The organism is Pseudomonas sp. Cab53, assembly GCF_018325965.1.
Classification (GTDB): domain Bacteria; phylum Pseudomonadota; class Gammaproteobacteria; order Pseudomonadales; family Pseudomonadaceae; genus Aquipseudomonas; species Aquipseudomonas chlororaphis_E.
The window spans coordinates 2,799,374-2,816,498 of record NZ_AP021902.1 but is presented as its reverse complement, the minus strand read 5'-3'; the positions used below and the strand labels follow the sequence as shown (position 1 = coordinate 2,816,498).

General features: G+C 61.2%; 15 protein-coding genes and 3 tRNA genes. 10 read left to right on the top strand and 8 right to left on the bottom strand.

All coding sequences use genetic code 11. The annotated features are described in order from the left end of the window. Nucleotides 1–165: 165 nt before the first annotated feature. The 3 genes from KI241_RS12335 (at nucleotide 166) to KI241_RS12325 (ending at nucleotide 5,397) form a co-directional block, all read left to right on the top strand. A complete protein-coding gene (locus KI241_RS12335) occupies nucleotides 166–966 on the top strand; it encodes an endonuclease/exonuclease/phosphatase family protein (RefSeq protein ID WP_042730655.1) in 801 nt (266 codons plus the stop codon). A 177-nt stretch (nucleotides 967–1,143) separates the two neighbouring features. Then, on the top strand, nucleotides 1,144–3,597 hold the full coding sequence (locus tag KI241_RS12330) for an autotransporter outer membrane beta-barrel domain-containing protein (protein WP_212803759.1): 2,454 nt from the start codon (nucleotides 1,144–1,146) through the stop codon (nucleotides 3,595–3,597). 174 nt (nucleotides 3,598–3,771) lie between these two features. Next, nucleotides 3,772–5,397: an NADP-dependent glyceraldehyde-3-phosphate dehydrogenase gene (locus tag KI241_RS12325; protein WP_047738156.1), complete on the top strand. Its 1,626-nt coding sequence runs from the start codon at nucleotides 3,772–3,774 to the stop codon at nucleotides 5,395–5,397. Between the two features lie 15 nt (nucleotides 5,398–5,412). Here the strand turns inward: KI241_RS12325 and KI241_RS12320 are convergent, their stop codons facing one another. Then, complete coding sequence (locus KI241_RS12320) at nucleotides 5,413–6,306, bottom strand: DMT family transporter (RefSeq protein ID WP_042732545.1); 894 nt, start codon at nucleotides 6,304–6,306, stop codon at nucleotides 5,413–5,415. A gap of 134 nt (nucleotides 6,307–6,440) precedes the next feature. On the opposite strand from KI241_RS12320, the gene KI241_RS12315 reads away from it, so the two are divergent. Continuing rightward, the gene (locus tag KI241_RS12315) at nucleotides 6,441–6,878 is read left to right on the top strand and encodes an Lrp/AsnC family transcriptional regulator (protein WP_042732546.1); all 438 of its coding nucleotides are present in this window, start codon (nucleotides 6,441–6,443) and stop codon (nucleotides 6,876–6,878) included. Between the two features lie 44 nt (nucleotides 6,879–6,922). Here KI241_RS12315 and KI241_RS12310 read toward each other — a convergent pair whose 3' ends face one another. Both KI241_RS12310 and KI241_RS12305 read right to left on the bottom strand, forming a co-directional pair. Further along, the gene (locus KI241_RS12310) at nucleotides 6,923–8,272 is read right to left on the bottom strand and encodes a hypothetical protein (protein WP_212803758.1); all 1,350 of its coding nucleotides are present in this window, start codon (nucleotides 8,270–8,272) and stop codon (nucleotides 6,923–6,925) included. A 972-nt stretch (nucleotides 8,273–9,244) separates the two neighbouring features. After that, on the bottom strand, nucleotides 9,245–9,916 hold the full coding sequence (locus KI241_RS12305) for a Bax inhibitor-1/YccA family protein (protein ID WP_030142533.1): 672 nt from the start codon (nucleotides 9,914–9,916) through the stop codon (nucleotides 9,245–9,247). Between the two features lie 124 nt (nucleotides 9,917–10,040). Between KI241_RS12305 and KI241_RS12300 the strand changes: the two genes are divergently transcribed. The 3 genes from KI241_RS12300 to KI241_RS12290 all read left to right on the top strand — a co-directional run bounded on the left by KI241_RS12300 (nucleotide 10,041) and on the right by KI241_RS12290 (nucleotide 13,170). After that, nucleotides 10,041–10,128 (top strand) — tRNA-Ser (locus KI241_RS12300). Between the two features lie 130 nt (nucleotides 10,129–10,258). Beyond that, nucleotides 10,259–11,113 carry a prohibitin family protein gene (locus KI241_RS12295; protein WP_042731637.1) on the top strand — a complete coding sequence of 285 codons (855 nt, stop codon included), beginning with the start codon at nucleotides 10,259–10,261 and terminating at the stop codon, nucleotides 11,111–11,113. A gap of 263 nt (nucleotides 11,114–11,376) precedes the next feature. After that, nucleotides 11,377–13,170 (top strand): DAHL domain-containing protein, encoded by a 1,794-nt coding sequence (locus KI241_RS12290; protein WP_212803757.1) that lies wholly within the window; start codon nucleotides 11,377–11,379, stop codon nucleotides 13,168–13,170. A 53-nt stretch (nucleotides 13,171–13,223) separates the two neighbouring features. On the opposite strand, the gene KI241_RS12285 is transcribed toward KI241_RS12290, so the two are convergent. Next, nucleotides 13,224–14,123 (bottom strand): polysaccharide deacetylase family protein, encoded by a 900-nt coding sequence (locus KI241_RS12285; RefSeq protein WP_042731639.1) that lies wholly within the window; start codon nucleotides 14,121–14,123, stop codon nucleotides 13,224–13,226. Nucleotides 14,124–14,362: 239 nt separating this feature from the next. On the opposite strand from KI241_RS12285, the gene KI241_RS12280 reads away from it, so the two are divergent. Together KI241_RS12280 and KI241_RS12275 are read left to right on the top strand one after the other, a co-directional pair. Beyond that, nucleotides 14,363–14,617 (top strand): DUF6555 family protein, encoded by a 255-nt coding sequence (locus KI241_RS12280; RefSeq protein ID WP_042731640.1) that lies wholly within the window; start codon nucleotides 14,363–14,365, stop codon nucleotides 14,615–14,617. 150 nt (nucleotides 14,618–14,767) lie between these two features. Next, on the top strand, nucleotides 14,768–14,998 hold the full coding sequence (locus KI241_RS12275; protein ID WP_042731641.1) for a hypothetical protein: 231 nt from the start codon (nucleotides 14,768–14,770) through the stop codon (nucleotides 14,996–14,998). A gap of 79 nt (nucleotides 14,999–15,077) precedes the next feature. On the opposite strand, the gene KI241_RS12270 is transcribed toward KI241_RS12275, so the two are convergent. Both KI241_RS12270 and KI241_RS12265 read right to left on the bottom strand, forming a co-directional pair. Next, nucleotides 15,078–15,305: a PLD nuclease N-terminal domain-containing protein gene (locus KI241_RS12270; protein ID WP_042731642.1), complete on the bottom strand. Its 228-nt coding sequence runs from the start codon at nucleotides 15,303–15,305 to the stop codon at nucleotides 15,078–15,080. Nucleotides 15,306–15,384: 79 nt separating this feature from the next. Further along, on the bottom strand, nucleotides 15,385–15,570 hold the full coding sequence (locus KI241_RS12265; RefSeq protein WP_042731644.1) for a hypothetical protein: 186 nt from the start codon (nucleotides 15,568–15,570) through the stop codon (nucleotides 15,385–15,387). A 243-nt stretch (nucleotides 15,571–15,813) separates the two neighbouring features. Here KI241_RS12265 and KI241_RS12260 point away from each other — a divergent pair, with 243 nt between their 5' ends. Continuing rightward, entirely contained in the window at nucleotides 15,814–16,176 is a 363-nt protein-coding gene (locus KI241_RS12260; RefSeq protein ID WP_042731643.1) for an NUDIX domain-containing protein, read from the top strand. A gap of 195 nt (nucleotides 16,177–16,371) precedes the next feature. Here the strand turns inward: KI241_RS12260 and KI241_RS12255 are convergent. Both KI241_RS12255 and KI241_RS12250 read right to left on the bottom strand, forming a co-directional pair. Further along, nucleotides 16,372–16,458 (bottom strand) — tRNA-Leu (locus KI241_RS12255). Between the two features lie 195 nt (nucleotides 16,459–16,653). After that, nucleotides 16,654–16,727 (bottom strand) — tRNA-Cys (locus KI241_RS12250). Nucleotides 16,728–17,125 lie beyond the last annotated feature (398 nt).

The window sequence follows — 17,125 nt, the reverse complement described above, 5'->3', positions numbered from 1 at the left end:
GGGCTTCGCATGGCCTGAGACGCGGATACAACGCAAATCAGGTGTGGGAGCGGGCTTGCTGGCGAAGGCGGCGGCCCTGGCAACAACAATGCCCCAGGAAAAATCCGGAACTGCCAAAGCCTCCCATCAGTCGCATGAACAGGTACGTCTGATTCAGGAGTGAACGTGACTCGAGATCCCGATTGGCGAGCCGTCGAAACCATGCCATTGGACACGCCTGCGGCGGTTCATCGGCTACGAGTCCTGACGGTCAATACGCACAAGGGTTTCACCGCCCTCAACCGCCGTTTCATCCTGCCCGAGTTGCGCGAAGCGGTGCGCAGCACGGGCGCCGACCTGGTGTTCCTGCAGGAAGTGCTGGGCGAACATGACCGCCATGCGTCGCGCTACGACAACTGGCCGCAGACCTCCCAATACGAATTTCTCGCCGACAGCATGTGGAATGACTTCGCCTACGGCCGCAACGCGGTGTACCCCGATGGTCATCACGGCAACGCCCTGCTGTCCAAATACCCTATCCGCCAGTTCCGCAACCTCGACGTGTCCATCACCGGCCCGGAACGCCGCGGCTTGCTGCACTGCGTGCTGGAGGTCCCGGGCCACGCCGAAGTCCACGGGATCTGCGTACACCTGAGCCTGCTGGAAAGCCATCGCCAACTGCAACTCAAGCTGCTCTGCCAACTGCTCGATTCATTGCCCGAAGACGCCCCGGTGATCATTGCCGGCGACTTCAACGACTGGCAGTTGCACGGCAACACCACCCTCGCCCGCCGTGGCTACCTGCACGAGGCCTTCGAGCACCATCACGGCCGCCCCGCCCGGACGTATCCGGCGCGTTTCCCGCTGCTGCGCCTGGACCGCGTCTACCTGCGCAATGCCAGCAGCCACGCGCCACAGATACTCGGCACCAAGCCGTGGACCCATCTGAGCGACCACCTGCCGTTATCGGTGGAAGTGCATTTGTAGCCCCGATTTTGCGCCGCGCGCAGCGCAAGCACCTGTAAGTTCTGACAGTAGCGACGCTCGCTATTCGTTGTTAGGGTCCCATCCCATACAGCGAGCGTTGCCAGGTCCTGTGTGCCAGTAGTCGTGCAACCGATGCTGAAACCGGCATTCCAGGATGCTGCTGCAGAGGGAAAGCACATGTGCTCGCGCGATCGTGGATTCAATCGGCTGTTCAACGCCTTATCGGTTTCAAGCCTGTTCCTGCTCAACACCCCGCCGGCCCTGGCGGCTTGCACCTTGACGCCGACCGCAGGCGACGATGCCTACGTCTGCGACAGTGGCAGCACCCCGGGGTTGACTGACCTGGCCGGCAACAACCGCCTGACGATGCCGGCCAATGGCAGCGGCGCCATCACCGGCGACGTCACCTTCGGCGCCGGCACCGACTACATCGAGATCAATGCCAACGGCACCATCGGCGGCGATGTCCAGCAGGGCTCGGGCATCGATGACTTCGTCATGCACGGTGGCAGTATCCAGTCCCTGGCCCAGGGCGATGGCCTCGACACCTTCCTGATGACCGGTGGCACCATCGTCGAGGCCTTCGAGGATGGCGACATCGCCCGCATGACCGGCGGCACCATCGGCCGAGTCGACATGAAGCTCGATGACAACCTGTTCGACATGTCGGGTGGGCAGATCCTCGGCAACCTGGTGACCGGCTTTGGCCAGGACACCATCATCCTCTCCGCAGGACGCATCGGTGGCAACGTGAGTGTCAGCGGCGGTGACGACAGCGTCACCGTCAGCGGCGGGGAAATCGATGGCGAGGTGCGCACCAGCTTCGGCAACGACCGGTTCCAGTGGAGCGGCGGCGTCATTCGTTCAGCCATCCTGATGGGCGACGGCACCGACACGGCGCGGCTGCAAAACCTGGATGAAACCCGGCTCGCCAGCACCCCCAGCCTGGACGGCGGGTTGGGCCAGGACAGCCTGACGTTCGAGGCCACGACCTCCAGCACCGGTGCCCGCTATGTCAATTGGGAGACCGTCAATCTGGCCCAGGGCTCACGCCTGGACCTCAACGACACGCTGGTGCTGGGCGACTCCGCCACGGCCACCGGAGTGCTGAACATCGACAGCAGCAGCGTATTGACGTCAACCCAAGGCAGCGTGAATCCGTTTACCGCTGGCCAATCGGTCACCCTCAACAACAGCGGGACGATTGACCTTACGCGAAACAACACGCGCACCAACGACAGCCTCACCGTGCAGGGCAACTATGTCGGCAACAACGGCCAACTGCGCCTGCAAACGGTGCTCGGCGCCGACGGTTCCCCCAGCGACAAGCTGGTGGTCAACGGCGGCACGCTCACCGGCAACACCGCCATTGCCGTCACGAATGTCGGGGGTGCGGGCGGCTTGACGACCCAGGACGGGATCGAACTGGTCCAGGCCCAGGGTGGCGCGGTCAGCGACAGCGGCGCCTTCTCCCTGGCGCAATCGGTCTCGGCCGGTGCGTTCGACTATCGCCTGTTCAAGGGAGGCGTAACGGGCAACGCAAACAACTGGTACCTACGCTCGACCGTGGTCGCCGGACCGGTGGCCGCGTCTCCCCCGCCGCCACAGCCAAACGCACCTACCCCGCCACCCTTGCCGCCGTTGCCGGTGGCCGTGCCGGGCGCCGCGCCGATCCCGTTGTATCGTCCGGAAGTGCCCACCTGGTCGGTGTTGCCGCCCGCCGCGGCGCAACTGACGCTGATGGCCCTGGGCACCTTCCACGACCGCCAGGGCGACCAACGCCTGCTGACGGAGAACGGGGCCTTCGGTGCGGGTTGGGGCCGGGTCTATGGCAAGGACCTGGACCAGACGTGGGCCGGCACCGTGACACCACGCCTCGATGGGTCCATCAAGGGGTTCCAGGTCGGAAATGACCTGTACAGCGCGCCAATGTTCGGCGGCCAGACCCAGCGAATCGGCTTCTTCGTCGGCCATACCGAATTGAACGGCCACGTCGATGGCTTCAACCTGGGCTTCCAGGGTCGTCGCGCTGGCAAGATCGAGCTCGACGGCGACAGTTACGGGTTGTACTGGACGCTGACCGATTCCTCCGGCGGCTACGTCGACGCCGTCGTGATGGGCACGCGCCTGGACGGCGACAACCGCTCCGAACGCGGCGTGAAGATCGATAACCGCGGCCATGCGCTGACGCTCTCGGCCGAGGCCGGCTACCCGTTCGCGGTGAGCGCCGACTGGGTCCTCGAACCCCAGGTCCAGGTCATCCATCAGAAGGTCTCCCTGGACACCCAGAACGATGGGATCTCCAAGGTCGAATTCGATTCCGACGGGGCCTGGACCGGCCGGGTCGGGGCCCGGCTCAAGGGCCGCTACCAGGTCAGTGGCATGCCCGTGGAACCCTACCTGCGCGCCAACCTCTGGCACACGTTCTCCGGCACCGACGCCGTGACCTTCGATGACAGCGACCGGGTCGAGACCCAGCAGCGGGCCTCCACCGGCGACCTGGGCGTGGGCGTCATCGTCACCTTGGCGCCTGCGGTCAGCGTGTACGCCGCTGCCGACTACAGCAACAACCTCGACAGCAACCCGCAACGCAGCGTGGCAGGTAATCTTGGCGTGAGGATCAGTTGGTAGACCCGCCACCTGCCCCCGAAAGCCTGCCGCCACAGCCCGCCCCTGGGTGGCGAGGGATCATTCCCCCGCCACCGTTTCATCCTTCACTTAAAAAACACCTCCATTAAAGGGTATAACCCTAAAAGCGATTGACGCCTGCAAGCCCCCGGCTCATTTCATTGATGGAGTAACGACATGACCACCGCCCCCCTGCTCGCCAACCTGTTCCCCAGCGCCGACCGGATTCCGGAGGCCTACCGCCTCGAAGGCCAGATCGAACAACGCGAATACCTGGTCGAGGGGGTCTTGAAGACCTGGCAAGGCCCCCTCGCCGTCGTTCGCAGCCCGGTGTACCTGGCCGGAGCCCAAGGCGATGAGCAAGTGATCCTGGGCAGCACGCCGCTGCTGGATGCCGAGACCGCCCTCACCGCCCTGGACGCCGCCGTCCGCGCTTATGACCGCGGCCAGGGCCAATGGCCGACGATGCGCGTGGCCGAGCGCATCCGCCATGTGGAAACCTTTCTGGCGCGCATGCGCGAGCAGCGCGAAGCGGTGGTCAAGCTGCTGATGTGGGAAATCGGCAAGAACCTGAAGGACTCCCAGAAAGAATTCGACCGCACCTGCGATTACATCGTCGACACCATCAATGCCCTCAAGGAACTGGACCGCCGCTCCAGCCGCTTCGAACTGGAACAGGACACCCTCGGGCAGATCCGCCGCGTGCCCCTGGGCGTCGCCTTGTGCATGGGCCCCTACAACTATCCGCTGAATGAGACCTTCACCACGCTGATTCCGGCGCTGATCATGGGCAACACCGTCGTGTTCAAGCCGGCCAAGCTCGGCGTGCTGCTGATACGACCGCTGCTCGAAGCGTTCCGCGACAGCTTCCCGGCAGGCGTGATCAACGTGATCTACGGCAGTGGGCGCGAAACCGTCAGCGCACTGATGGCCAGCGGCAAGGTCGACATCTTCGCCTTCATCGGCACCAACAAGGCCGCCAGCGACCTGAAGAAACTTCACCCGCGCCCCCATCGTCTGCGCGCGGCCCTGGGCCTGGATGCGAAAAACCCCGGACTGGTGCTGCCCGAGGTCGACCTGGACAACGCCGTCAGCGAGGCCCTGACCGGTTCGCTGTCGTTCAACGGCCAGCGCTGCACGGCGTTGAAGATCCTCTTCGTCCATGAGGATGTGGCGCCGGCGTTCATCGAAAAATTCAACGCCCGCCTGGCGGCCCTGAAACCCGGCATGCCGTGGGAGGACGGCGTAGCGCTGACGCCGCTGCCCGAATCGGGCAAGGTCGACTACTTGCACTCGTTGGTCGCCGATGCGCTCGCCAAGGGCGCGCAGGTGACCAATGCCCACGGCGGCGAGGCCCGCAGCTCATTCTTCTACCCGGCGGTGCTCTACCCGGTGAACACAGCGATGCGGGTCTACCACGAAGAACAGTTCGGCCCGGTCGTGCCCATCGTGCCGTACCGCGATCTCAATACCGTCATCGACTACGTCCTGGAATCCGACTTCGGCCAGCAACTGAGCATTTTCGGCACCAACCCGGCGGAAGTCGGCAAGCTGGTGGACACCTTCGCCAACCAGGTCGGGCGCATCAACATCAATGCCCAGTGCCAACGCGGGCCGGACACCTTTCCGTTTAACGGCCGGAAAAACTCCGCCGAAGGCACGCTGTCGGTGCACGATGCGCTGCGAACCTTTTCCATACGCACCTTGGTGGCGACCAAATTCCAGGAGAGCAACAAGGCACTGATCAGCGACATCATCCGAGCGCGCGATTCGAACTTCCTGACCACCGACTACATCTTCTAGCCCGACAGCGGCGCATCACGACAGGGCCGGACGGCGCAGCCTGCTGCCCCAGCCCTGTTGCATGCCGGCCGCCGCCAGCAGGATCGCCGCCACACCCAGCCATTGCAAAGGCTCCAGACGGTGACCGAAGGCGAACCAGTCGACGAAGATCGCCGCGATCGGGTAAATGAACGACAGCGCCCCGGTCACCGCTGTGGGCAGGCGCTGGATGGCGCTGTACAGCAACACGTACATCACGCCGGTGTGCACCATGCCCAGGGTCACCAGGCTGGCCCAGGCTTCGCCCTGTTGAGGCAAAGCCGCGAAGTTGGCCCAGGGCGCCAGCAGCAACACGCCGGTGCTGACCTGGATCAGCGCGATCAGGTGCGGTGGAGTACCGGTCAGGCGCTTGATGATCAACGCCGCGATGGCGTACAGCAGTGCCGCCCCCAACGCCAGCGCAATGCCCAGCAAGTATTCATCGCCCCCTTGTTCCTGAGTGCCGTGGGCACTGACGATCGCCAGCATGCCGAGGAACGACAAGGCCAGCCAGGCCAGTTTCTGCACGGTGATCTTTTCCCCGAGAAACAGCGCCGCCAACCCCACCAGCATGAACGGCTGAATGTTGTACACCGCCGTGCCGATAGCAATCGACGCCCGAGAGTAAGAAGCGAACAACAGCACCCAGTTGCCGACGATCGCCACCCCACTGATCACCGCCAGCCCAAAAGTGGCGCGGCTGAGGATGCCGCGACGCAGGAAGCCGAAGCCGGCGCAGATCAGCAGCAAGGTGACGGCGCCAAACACGCAGCGCCAGAACACCACATCCAGTACCGGCAAGCCGGAAACCAGCACGAACCATCCGATGGTCCCGGAAATCAGCATGGCGGCGGTCATTTCCAGCGAACCGCGACGTAAGGTCTTGTCCATCTTTCAGGCTCCTTCAGCAAGTGAGCACAGTATGCCGAGGCCACTGACCGCTTCTCCATGGCATGAAAAAGGCTAAACTGCCTTTCGACCTTTTTTATCAAGGCAACCTGGCGTATTTGCCTAACGGAGCTGAAATGACTGACGACATCGACCAGATCCTCATCGGCGCCCTGATGGAAGACTCACGGCGCTCCCTCAAGGCCTTGGCGAACCTGAGCGGGCTGTCCTCCCCCAGCGTCGCCGAGCGGCTTCGGCGCCTGGAGGAACGCGGCGTGCTCAGGGGCTACACCGTCGAGGTGGACCCGAAGAGCTTTGGCTATCAGCTACAGGCCATCGTGCGTATTCGCCCGCTGCCGGGGCAGTTGCAGGAGGTGGAGCGGCAGATCCAGGCCATCGCCGAGTTCACCGAATGCGACAAGGTGACCGGCGACGACTGCTTCATCGCCCGCCTCCATGTGCGCTCGATGGAACAGCTCGACACCTTGCTGGACAAGCTCAATGTTCACGCCGAGACCAATACGGCCATCGTCAAGAAGACGCCGGTCAAGCGGCGGTTGCCGCCGATGGCGTGAACGAAAAAAGCCGGCCTCGGATGATCCGAGGCCGGTAAGGGGCGTTACTCGAGCTCTTCCAGTTCGGGACTGCGTTGCACTTTGTGCACTTCGTCCTCAGGCGCATTGCTCGCCTTGATCAGCTTGAGCGTCTGGAGCTTGGTGCAGGCATTGACGCCATCGGCATAGACGCCGCTGTGGTTGCACTTCCAGTCATAGAAGTTGGCCAGGGCCCCGGACAGTTGCAGGCTGTAGTCAGTGCTTTGCGTGCCTGGGCTGAACGGTTGACCGGCCGGGATGTTCTGGAACCACTTCATCCACTCGTCACCGCCCACCGGGGGCGGGTTGGCCTGGAACGTAGGGTTCATGAGCGCCAGTTGTTGGTACTCGGCCGTCATGTGGCAACTCAGGCAAGACGCCTGCGGATTGTCCACCGGCCCGTTGAGCCGTCCGTTCCAACCCAGGTGGGTCGGTGGCAGTTCCTGGGTGTTGGCATTGATCGCAGTCTGCTTCAAGGCCGGGTTGATCTTGGTCTCCACCGGTTTGGGATTGGTGAAGTCGTTGCCGGTCTCCTTGGGATCATTGCCCCACATGATCCCCACCGGCACCAGGTTGTTCCAGTTCGCCTTGCCGGTCACGGCGCCGTTGTATTGGAAGGTGCCGAACAGCCAGCCGGTGTCGCTGACGCGGGTATCGCGCACGGCGATGTCCATCTGGATCAGCGCGACCTGGGTGACGGACCGGTCGGTCGAGGTGAAGGTTTCAGTGGTGTAGGCTTTCCACAGCAGTGGGTTCGCCAGGAACGGCACCGTCTTGACGTCTATGTCAGCGAACAGCGCCTTGCACACCACCGTGCCGTTGGGGAAGCTCTTGGGTTTGGAGGTGTAGCTCGGATCCGGGTTGTCGGGGTCTTTCCAGACCTGGCCGATGGTGTAGGCGCCTATGTCGTTATAGATCCCCACCGCGTAGGTTTGCCCGCTGTCGGTCTGGGTACTTGCCAACTGCCCGGGCTGGATCGGTGCCTCCTTGGTCAGCCCGCTGATGCCTTCACGACCATTGGGGCCGTAATGCTGCCAAGGCATGTGATACCAGCGACGAATCTTGTTTTTTTGCACCTTCCAGCCGATTTCGGTATTGCCTTCCAGGCAGTACTTTTTCACCTCCTCCATGTAGGGACGCCAGGTTTCGAAGTCATTGGAGAATGTCTTGGGCAAATGCTGGAAGAATGCCGGCATCGAGGAAGCACCCGGCGGCGCCTTCGGGTAATCCTGACTGAGCTGGAACGGCGGTCCGGAATATTCGCTCTTGGGCGGGGCGTAGCCGAAATCGGGGAAGACTCCGGCGTGGACGCTGGCGGTGAACAGCGCACCCACCAGGGCCAGCAACGCAACGATCTTTCCTTGAGGCTGGTTCATCAATATCTCCTTATAGGGAAACGCCTGCTGCCGCATCGGATTCCTGGCCGATGTGCAGGGCTTCCTTCTGTTATCAGGCTGCAGCACGATGCCCAAAGCCTGTTCACGGTCCTACGGAGTCGACGTGATAAGCCTCCCTGCCCCAACAGACAGCCACGAGCAAACCGCGCTCGACGGCCAGATACGTGATGGGGAAAATGTCAGGCAGGTCACTCGGCGATCCACTTCTTGCCTCCCATGGCACTACGCTTCCATGTCCATAGGTGTAGATCATTTATCCAAAGTCGCCATCATGGTGGCGCTTTTTTACGGCAATTGGCCATGATGGGACGCATCGTAGGCGAGAAAACCACCGAGGCGTTTTTTAGAAGGGTACTCACGTGCCTGGTGCGGCCTCGTCAACGGCACAGCTGCCGCAGGGATAAACCATCGCTCGCGCGCCCTCACCCGTCGCCAGCCATCGCTCACTTACACTCAACAAGCGCGCCAATTGGGGGAGCCGCGCCTGAGGTACACCCCGGGCGCACCAGTTCGCCAGGCATTGGGGGCTGACCTCAAGCACCTCGGCGAAACCCGCGCTGGAGATGGCGTAGTCTTCGAGCATAGCTCTCAAGCGTTGTCCGCCCGCACGCCGGGTTGAGGGTGACTGTCTGCGCGACTTCGCACGCCGAGCGCTGGTCATTTGTCAGGCTCGCCTCCTTGCCATTCGATGAGCGCGGCAGAATCAGGTATTGGGGGTGGGCCGGGTAGGCATGGAAACGTGTCTTTCAGCGCAAAAGGAACAGGCCTACCGGTAGAAGGTAAAACTCCTACAGACATGGCCCAAATATCGGGACTACTGGGAGCGATGCACCGCTCTCACGAGTTACCTCCACAAGAAGCCGGGGCTGGAGCCAGGACAGGCATGTCAATCTGCGGGCAAGAAAAAGCCCGCCGAAGCGGGCTCTTTCTCACTCATCGAGCGGCATTGGATCAGTCGTCGCGACCCATCAGGCCGAACAGCTGGAGCAGGCTGACGAACAGGTTGTAGATCGATACATACAGGCTAATGGTCGCCATGATGTAGTTACGCTCGCCGCCGTGGATGATCGCGCTGGTCTGATACAGGATGCAGACCGACGAGAACAGTACGAAGCCGGCGCTGATCGCCAGTTGCAGGCCGCTGATCTGGAAGAAGAAGCTGGCCACGACCGCACCCAGCAAGACGAAGAAACCGGCGGTGATGAAGCCGCTCAGGAAGCTCATGTCCTTGCGGGAGATCAGCACGTAGGCCGACAGGCCGCCGAACACCAGCGCGGTCATTGCGAAGGCCGAGCTGACCACCTCGGCGCCGCCCTGCATCTGCAGGTAGCGGTTGAGGATCGGGCCGAGCAGGAAGCCCATGAAGCCGGTCAGGGCAAACGCCGACACCAGGCCCCAGGCCGAATCACGGAGCTTGTTGGTGAGGAAGAAAAGGCCGTAGAAACCGATCAGCACCACGAAGATGTTCGGGTAACCCACCCGCATCTGCTGGGCGACGTAGGCCATCACACCGCTGAAGGCGAGTGTGAGTGCCAGCAGGCCATATGTGTTGCGCAGGACGCGGCTAACTTCTAGCTGCTCAGCCTGCACGCTGTTGTTCACTGCGTAATCCTGTTCGCGCATGGCGACACTCCTCCGGTTCTGAAACATTCAGTGGCAAGGATAATAACAGACGCTCTGTAACAAGCTACGTAGAGAGTTTGACAGTGTGTTTCATTCGGGTATTATGGCGCCCGCAACGCAGTACGGAGGTGTGGCCGAGTGGTTTAAGGCAACGGTCTTGAAAACCGTCGACTGTAACAGGTCCATGAGTTCGAATCCCATCGCCTCCGCCATTTCATGTACGAAAGAGCCCTGATCATTCAGGGCTTTTTTGTGCCTGGCGTTCTGGGTAAACCGCCGACAAACAGGACGCCGGCCCCCACTTATGCGCTATCGCCCACCCACGTGATCAAGGAAAGAAAAGTGACCAGCAAAACCATCGGTTCTCTTGTTGCCGCCCTCATCGGCGTCGTCCTGTTATGCGTCTTCTTTGGCAGTTGGTACACGGTCGACGAAACCGAACGCGGCGTGCTGCTGCGCAACGGTGCGCTGGTCGGCGTGGTGGAACCGGGGCTGTCGTTCAAGACCCCTTTCATCGAATCGGTGCGCCTGATCAGCGTACAGAGCCAGGTCACCGCTTATGAAGACCTCCAGGCCTACAGCAAGGACCAGCAGTCCGCGCAATTGAAGGTATCGGTCTCCTGGCACATCGCGCCCTCCGATGTGGCCAAGGTCTACACCCAGTTCAAGGACCTCGAAGGCATCCGCGACCGCATGATCAGTCGCCAGGTGCCGACCCAGGTAGAAAACGTGTTCGGCAAGTTCAACGCCGTGGCCGCCGTGCAGAACCGTGTCCAGTTGGTCAACGACATTTCCACGGCGATCAAGTCGACCATCACCGGACCGGTGATCATCGACAGCGTCCAGGTCGAGAACATCGACTTCAGCGATGCCTACGAAAAGGCCATCGAAGCGCGCATGGCGGCGGAAGTCCAGGTCAAGACCCGCGAACAGCAACTCGCCACCGAACAGGTCCAGGCGCAGATTCGCGTGACCCAGGCCCAGGCAGAAGCCGATTCGCAAGTCGCCCAGGCCAAGGCGGATGCACTTGCCACCGAACTGCGCGGTAAGGCCGAAGCCGAGGCCATCAAGGCTCGGGCGCAAGCGCTTGCCAGCAACCAGAACCTGGTGGAGCTGACCAAGGCCGAACGCTGGAATGGCGTCCTGCCAACCACCGTGGTGCCCAACGGCGCCCTGCCCTTCATCGACATCAAGTAACGCCTGCGGCGCGGTCTGTCCTGGCCGCGCCTGCTCCCTCCCGCTGCGTACCCGTCGCCCACAACACCCCCCTGGTTAACGCTACACTCACCCACACTGTTCACCGTTAGCAGGGAGCTCAACGTGTATCCAGGCAAACACAGCTTATCCCTCCAGCCGTCCTCCCGCCCCACTGCCCACCGCGCCGACTGGCCTCGCGAACCCTCTTCACGCCTCGGCCACTCACCGACGCCTTCGACAAGCGCCCTGAACAGGAGAGCAGCGTGACCACCTTTATCGCGAAATATAAATGGCCGGCGTTGCTGGCCCTGGCGCTGTTTGTTTTTTCTGCCCTGATATTCTTTCTGATCAAGTCCTACACCTACGACTCATCGACCTACTTCGAGTCCCGTGACTTCATTCGCCAGCTCAAACAGGCCGATGCCAACTGGAACAGCAAAATCCTGAGAAAGAAAATCGGCGTCAACAACAACCTGTCGCTGACTCCACCGCCTGAAGCGAACAGCCGCTGGGAGCAGTTGGAGCGCCTCAACAGCACCGGCCCGCTGGCGAATCTCTGGGCATCCAGACGCCAGGGCTACGTGGATGCCGTCAGGAACAAGACCCTGCTGGTGGATCAATTCCAGCAACACAACGCCCAACTGCGCAGCGCCCTCGATGCATTGCCGACAGCCGAGGACGATATCCAGGCCCTGCTCAAGGATATGGACATCGAGAGCCCGACGGAACGCCTGACCGCCGCGTCCAACATCCTGGAGCTGACCCTGACGACCTTGGAGTACGCGCTTTACGTCACCGCGGACAAAGCCAACGAGCTGCAGAGCCAACTCACAGCACTGGACACCTACATCGACCGACTGCCTTTACAGCATCGATCGGCCTTCATCACGTTGACAGGGCACGTCAATGCCATCGTCCAGGAACAACCGATCGTCAATGACCTGCTCGACCGCATCAGTGTCATCCCGGTAGCGCAGGAGCTGGACAACATCAATGAGCTGCTCAACGAGACACAACGCCGGACAGCCGCGACGGACCGCCAATACCATATCTACCTCGCCATGTGCGCCAGCCTGATGGCGATCCTGATGATCTACCTGGCCGTGCGCCTGGTACGCAGCGCCGCCGTGATCAACCAGATAAACCAGGCCCTGCAAACGTCCAACGAACGCCTGGAAGAACGGGTGCAGGAACGCACTCGCGAGCTGAAAGAAGCCGAGCGCGAATTGATGGACGCCGCGCGGATGGCGGGTATGGCCGAGATCGCGACGAACGTCTTGCACAATGTCGGGAACGTGCTCAATAGCGTGAATATTTCGGCGGAACTGGTGACCCGCAAGTTGAAGAACAGCAAGACATTGGGGTTGGGCAAGGCGGTCAAGATGATGAATGATCACGCCGACGACCTTGGCCGCTTCATCACCGAAGATGAAAAGGGCAAATTGCTGCCGCGTTACTTCAATGAGCTGGTCGAGTCCATCGGGAACGAGCAGGCGTTGCTGGTCGACGAGCTGGCGCAGTTGACCAAGAGCATCGATCACATCAAGGAAATCGTCACCACTCAACAAACCTACGCCGGAGCAGCCAGGCTGGTCGAACCCCTCCACGTCACCGACTTGTTCGAGGACGCCTTGCGCATGAACTCGGGCGCCCTGAGCCGGCACCACGTCACGGTGATCAAGGACTACCAGGACACGCCCACGATCCTGGGGGACAAGCACCGGCTGTTGCTGATCCTGATCAACCTCATCAGCAACGCCAAGTTCGCCATGTCGCACATTTCCGAGCCACGAGAAATGACCCTGGGCATCCGCATCCTGGCCCCCGGCACCCTGAGCTTCAGTGTCAAGGATTGCGGCGAGGGCATTGCCCCCGAGAACCTGTCGCGCATCTTCAACCACGGGTTCACTACCCGCAAGGATGGCCACGGGTTCGGCTTGCACAGTTGCGCACTGGCGGCGGTAGAAATGAATGGGCGCCTGCATGTCCACAGTGACGGGCCAGGCCAGGGCGCCCTGTTCACCCTGGAGATTCCCCTGGAACTGCCGCCGCACTGATCTGTATCGAGCAAGCTTGCTCCCGCCGGGCTGCGCAGCAGCCCTATGCCCCATCAATGGGCATCCGAATCCCACAGCCAGTCCCACAAACCGGGCAGGTGCACCGGCTGGCCGCTGTTTCGCACCGTACGCGCCAACGCTGCTCGCTCCAGCGCCTGGTGGTCATCATAGAAAGGCTTGGCGTCGGTCCTCACACCGGTTTCCCTGGCACTGTCGAGCAGGATTTGCAGGTACTCGCGGGCATGGCGGGCGGTATAGCGGTTGATGTCGTGAAACGTCACCACCACCGGAATCACCCCATCCACCGCCGGCAACTGCCCGGCGGCGATGCGCTCGCGCACTTCGGAGAGCTGGCGGACCAGGTTGATACGCCGTCGCGGGCTGGCCGTGATGCCCCAGACCTTGCCATCGTTGGCGCTCAGGTCGGTCAACAGCACGTGCATGCCATGGCGCTGGTAGGCGGCAAAGGTTCGCCGGTCGTAGCTCCAGAACGGTGGCCTCACCAGGCGCGGTGTCGCACCGCTGATGCCGGCAATATCGTTGCCGCCGTCGACGAGCGACTGCTCCAACTCATCAGGGCTCAGGAAGCGGTGATTGGTGTGCCAGTGCGTCGCCGTGTGGAAGGCCAACACGTGGCCTTCGCGCTGTTCACGGTGCATCACCGAGCGCCCGATATGACTGTTGCCCGCCCGTGCCGCCCGGGTCTGCAGGAAAAACACCGCCTTGATCCCGGGTTGCACGGGGTTCTGGGCCAGGGCGTCGAGCACCTCCTGGCTGGGGTTCCAGAACGACGAAGCACTGGGGCCATCATCAAAGGTCAGGAGGAAGCGGATCGGTGGCTGTTCACGCAAGCGTTGCTCGGTTTGCGGGGTCAGTTCGATGGGCGGACCGATGCATCCCGACACACCGACGGCGAGGCCTGCAATGACCAGCGCCCTGGCGATGATGTTCATGTTTTGCCTTAAAGAGTAATACCGCACTGCCCTGCCTTGAATCCCTGGCCCACGGTGACGAAGCTCACCTTGGAGAAGGTTAACCGGGTTTGGTTCCAGGCCGCGAGTACTGTGCGCTTGTCCCTGGTTGCTTGGGTGGCATGCGCGGCTGGCCGGTCCCAATTTGACCGTCTGGAAATCCGATGGAATTTTCCGCGCGACGCCGTATCCATCCGTATAGGACTAATTAGGGAGGATTTATGGGCGGGCCATCGCTTTACATCATCGACTACATGCTCCATGGCGAGCCTAAGTCATTCATCATCCGCGCCGAGGTGATGAATAACTCCGAAGCTTGGCATTGGGCCAGTTGCGATGCGGGTGTCGGGCGTATACCCAAGTTTGGACGGGAAAAGGTCAAGCGGGTGTCAAAACCCATGGCGGAAAAGTACGGCATCACTGACGTACACTGGCGCGCAAGCGTCGCGCCCACTTGGGTCAAGGAGTCCGGCTGATTCACTGAACCTGTAGACCGGCGCACCGACTGTCCAGCCGGGCGCCGGATTTCGACAGATCCGCAATAACTCGACTACGCTCAATGAACGGTACGACCCGCCTCCCTGGCGGGTTTGCTGCTGCCCATCCACTTTGTATGGAGGTGTGACATGTCGGAAAAAGAGTCCATCACCACCCTGCTCACCCTGCTCGAATCTCGCCAGGCACGCCTGACGGCGGCCTGCAAGGAAATCGCCGACTGGGTCGACCACCAGGGCGGGCATCCCGCCGCCGTGCGGATCCGCGACCGGCTCAACGAGATCGACAAGGACGCCCCGTCGATCCAGAGCGCGCTGACGTCCCTCAAGCCCGTCGAACGGCCATTGCCGAAATTTCGCTGAGAGGCTTTTCTTGCAACGCGCCATGGGACGGTGACCCACCCGAGGCCGCCGACATTGCCGTGACTGGGCGTGCCGTACGCTACCCTTTGCTGTGCTCCGGCGACGACGGGCCTTCCTTGATCCCCCGTGGCCCGGCCACACCCCAAATAACCAGGCCCAGCACTGGCAGGATGATCAGCAGCAGCGCCCAGCCGGCCTTGGTGCCCGCCGACTTGTCGCTGCGAAACACGCTGACGATGGCCCACAGGTCCACGAGCAGCAACAGCACCGCGACGGCAATCCAGAAATAACTGGCTAATTCAGACATGGCCCAATCCTCGTGATGTCCGTGTAAGGGATTAGGCACAACGGCACAGGGTCCGTTCAAACAATCTGCCGGGCCATTCCTACAGACGCTCGTTCAGATAGGCCACCCAGCGCTCATAGGCTTCATGCTGGCGCTGGACTGCTGCGTCCCAGGCCGATCCAGCCATCTGATGGGCACCAATGAGCGACATCATTTCAGATGTGGCCGTGTCGAGTTCTACCAGCAGTTCTTGGGACCTGACTTTAAAGTCTTCGACAGTGGTCATCTCTTCTCTCTCCCCTGTGCGTGGGGTCGGTATCCACAACATGGATGCCTTTTTTTCAATCTGATTCATTTTAGGCGATGACCGGTCGATAGGCAGATAAGGGCCTCGGCGGAGAAATTGAAGTTAAACGTTTCCCGCCTGGCCGCGGTCAACTGAACAGACCCCAAAAGGCCACTACGCGATGTCAGATTCAAATATTTCAGTTATATTTCATTTTAATGACAGTCACTGATTGAGCAGGCCATGAAGATACGAGCGACCGTCATCTGCGAGGAAGACCGCCACGTTTTGTTGGTGCGTAAACCCAACAGTCGATGGGCCCTACCGGGCGGCACGGTCGAGCGCGGTGAAACCCACGCCAGCGCCGCCATCCGGGAACTTGCCGAAGAAACCGGGCTGGACGCCGAGAACCTGCTCTACCTGATGCGCCTCAGCGATGGCGACACCGTACACCACGTGTTTGAAGCCTCGGTGGCCGACCTGCGCGCCGCCCGGCCACAGAATGAAATCAGCGACTGCCTCTGGCAGCCTTTGGACGCGGTGGCTCACTTGCAGATGAAAAAGGGCACCCGGGAGATCCTCGAGGCGTTTCGGCGGCGGTTGTAGCGAGCGGTTGCACGCATGAGGCGCAAACAAAAAGGGTTGCATGAAGTAGTTCATGCAACCCTTTGTTTTTTCAGTCTTTCCGAATCTTTGCTGTATGGCTCAAGGGGGACAGTGTCCGCCGCCAGCGCCCATTATTACGGACCGGAAATGAACAAGGGTTTGCATTAGCTTTCGCCTGCAAACCCTTGTTTTATATGGTGCCCGAAGCCGGAATCGAACCGGCACGCCCTTACGAGCGGGGGATTTTAAGTCCCATGCGTCTACCAGTTTCGCCATTCGGGCGGTAGCGCGGTGTAGCCTTGAAAGGCTGGCAAGATGGGGATCTGCCAGGATCGAGGCGGGTGCAACAAGAGGGGGAATATATACATCCCTCCCCGGCGAAGCAAGGTTGCTCATGTCCTTTTCAAGACAAAACCTTTCCCTGCTCCGTAAACAAAAAAGCTCTGTAGATCATGAATCTACAGAGCTTTTTAAAAGTGGAGGCCGAAGTCGGAATCGAACCGGCGTAGGTGGATTTGCAATCCACTGCATAACCATTTTGCTATTCGGCCTCAAAACGTTCGATGCAATACAGCCACATCAACCGCGTACAAACCTGATCAGGAAAACAGGCTTTTTAAAAGCGCTATCTCCTTGAAAACATTGAGATTTTTTACGTCCCAGTGCGTTCGATGGGCGCAATTATGTACTCATTTCCCAAAGCTGACAACCCCTTGATTTCAAAAAAAAATTGGCGTCGAGCTGATTTCCGTGCCTGATGATTCACTCGGCGGTTGATGTCCGTGGCGAGGGAGCTTGCTCCCGCTGGGCTGCGCAGCAGACCTGTTTATGAGCGTTGCGCACTCAAGCGGGAGCAAGCTCCCACGCCACCGATCCGTCACTGACAGTCGCGGCCCAGGGTCATTGCCGGTAACATACCGGCCTCCCCCGCAACCCTTCGGCCACTCGC

What these genes read in the sequence shown, in the direction of transcription:
- KI241_RS12330 (WP_212803759.1), top strand. Translation starts at nt 1,144, where the DNA reads ATGTGCTCGCGCGATCGTGGATTCAATCGGCTGTTCAACGCCTTATCG.
- KI241_RS12325 (WP_047738156.1), top strand. Translation starts at nt 3,772, where the DNA reads ATGACCACCGCCCCCCTGCTCGCCAACCTGTTCCCCAGCGCCGACCGG.
- KI241_RS12320 (WP_042732545.1), bottom strand. Translation starts at nt 6,306, where the DNA reads ATGGACAAGACCTTACGTCGCGGTTCGCTGGAAATGACCGCCGCCATG.
- KI241_RS12315 (WP_042732546.1), top strand. Translation starts at nt 6,441, where the DNA reads ATGACTGACGACATCGACCAGATCCTCATCGGCGCCCTGATGGAAGAC.
- KI241_RS12310 (WP_212803758.1), bottom strand. Translation starts at nt 8,272, where the DNA reads ATGAACCAGCCTCAAGGAAAGATCGTTGCGTTGCTGGCCCTGGTGGGT.
- KI241_RS12305 (WP_030142533.1), bottom strand. Translation starts at nt 9,916, where the DNA reads ATGCGCGAACAGGATTACGCAGTGAACAACAGCGTGCAGGCTGAGCAG.
- KI241_RS12285 (WP_042731639.1), bottom strand. Translation starts at nt 14,123, where the DNA reads ATGAACATCATCGCCAGGGCGCTGGTCATTGCAGGCCTCGCCGTCGGT.
- KI241_RS12280 (WP_042731640.1), top strand. Translation starts at nt 14,363, where the DNA reads ATGGGCGGGCCATCGCTTTACATCATCGACTACATGCTCCATGGCGAG.
- KI241_RS12275 (WP_042731641.1), top strand. Translation starts at nt 14,768, where the DNA reads ATGTCGGAAAAAGAGTCCATCACCACCCTGCTCACCCTGCTCGAATCT.
- KI241_RS12270 (WP_042731642.1), bottom strand. Translation starts at nt 15,305, where the DNA reads ATGTCTGAATTAGCCAGTTATTTCTGGATTGCCGTCGCGGTGCTGTTG.
- KI241_RS12265 (WP_042731644.1), bottom strand. Translation starts at nt 15,570, where the DNA reads ATGACCACTGTCGAAGACTTTAAAGTCAGGTCCCAAGAACTGCTGGTA.
- KI241_RS12260 (WP_042731643.1), top strand. Translation starts at nt 15,814, where the DNA reads ATGAAGATACGAGCGACCGTCATCTGCGAGGAAGACCGCCACGTTTTG.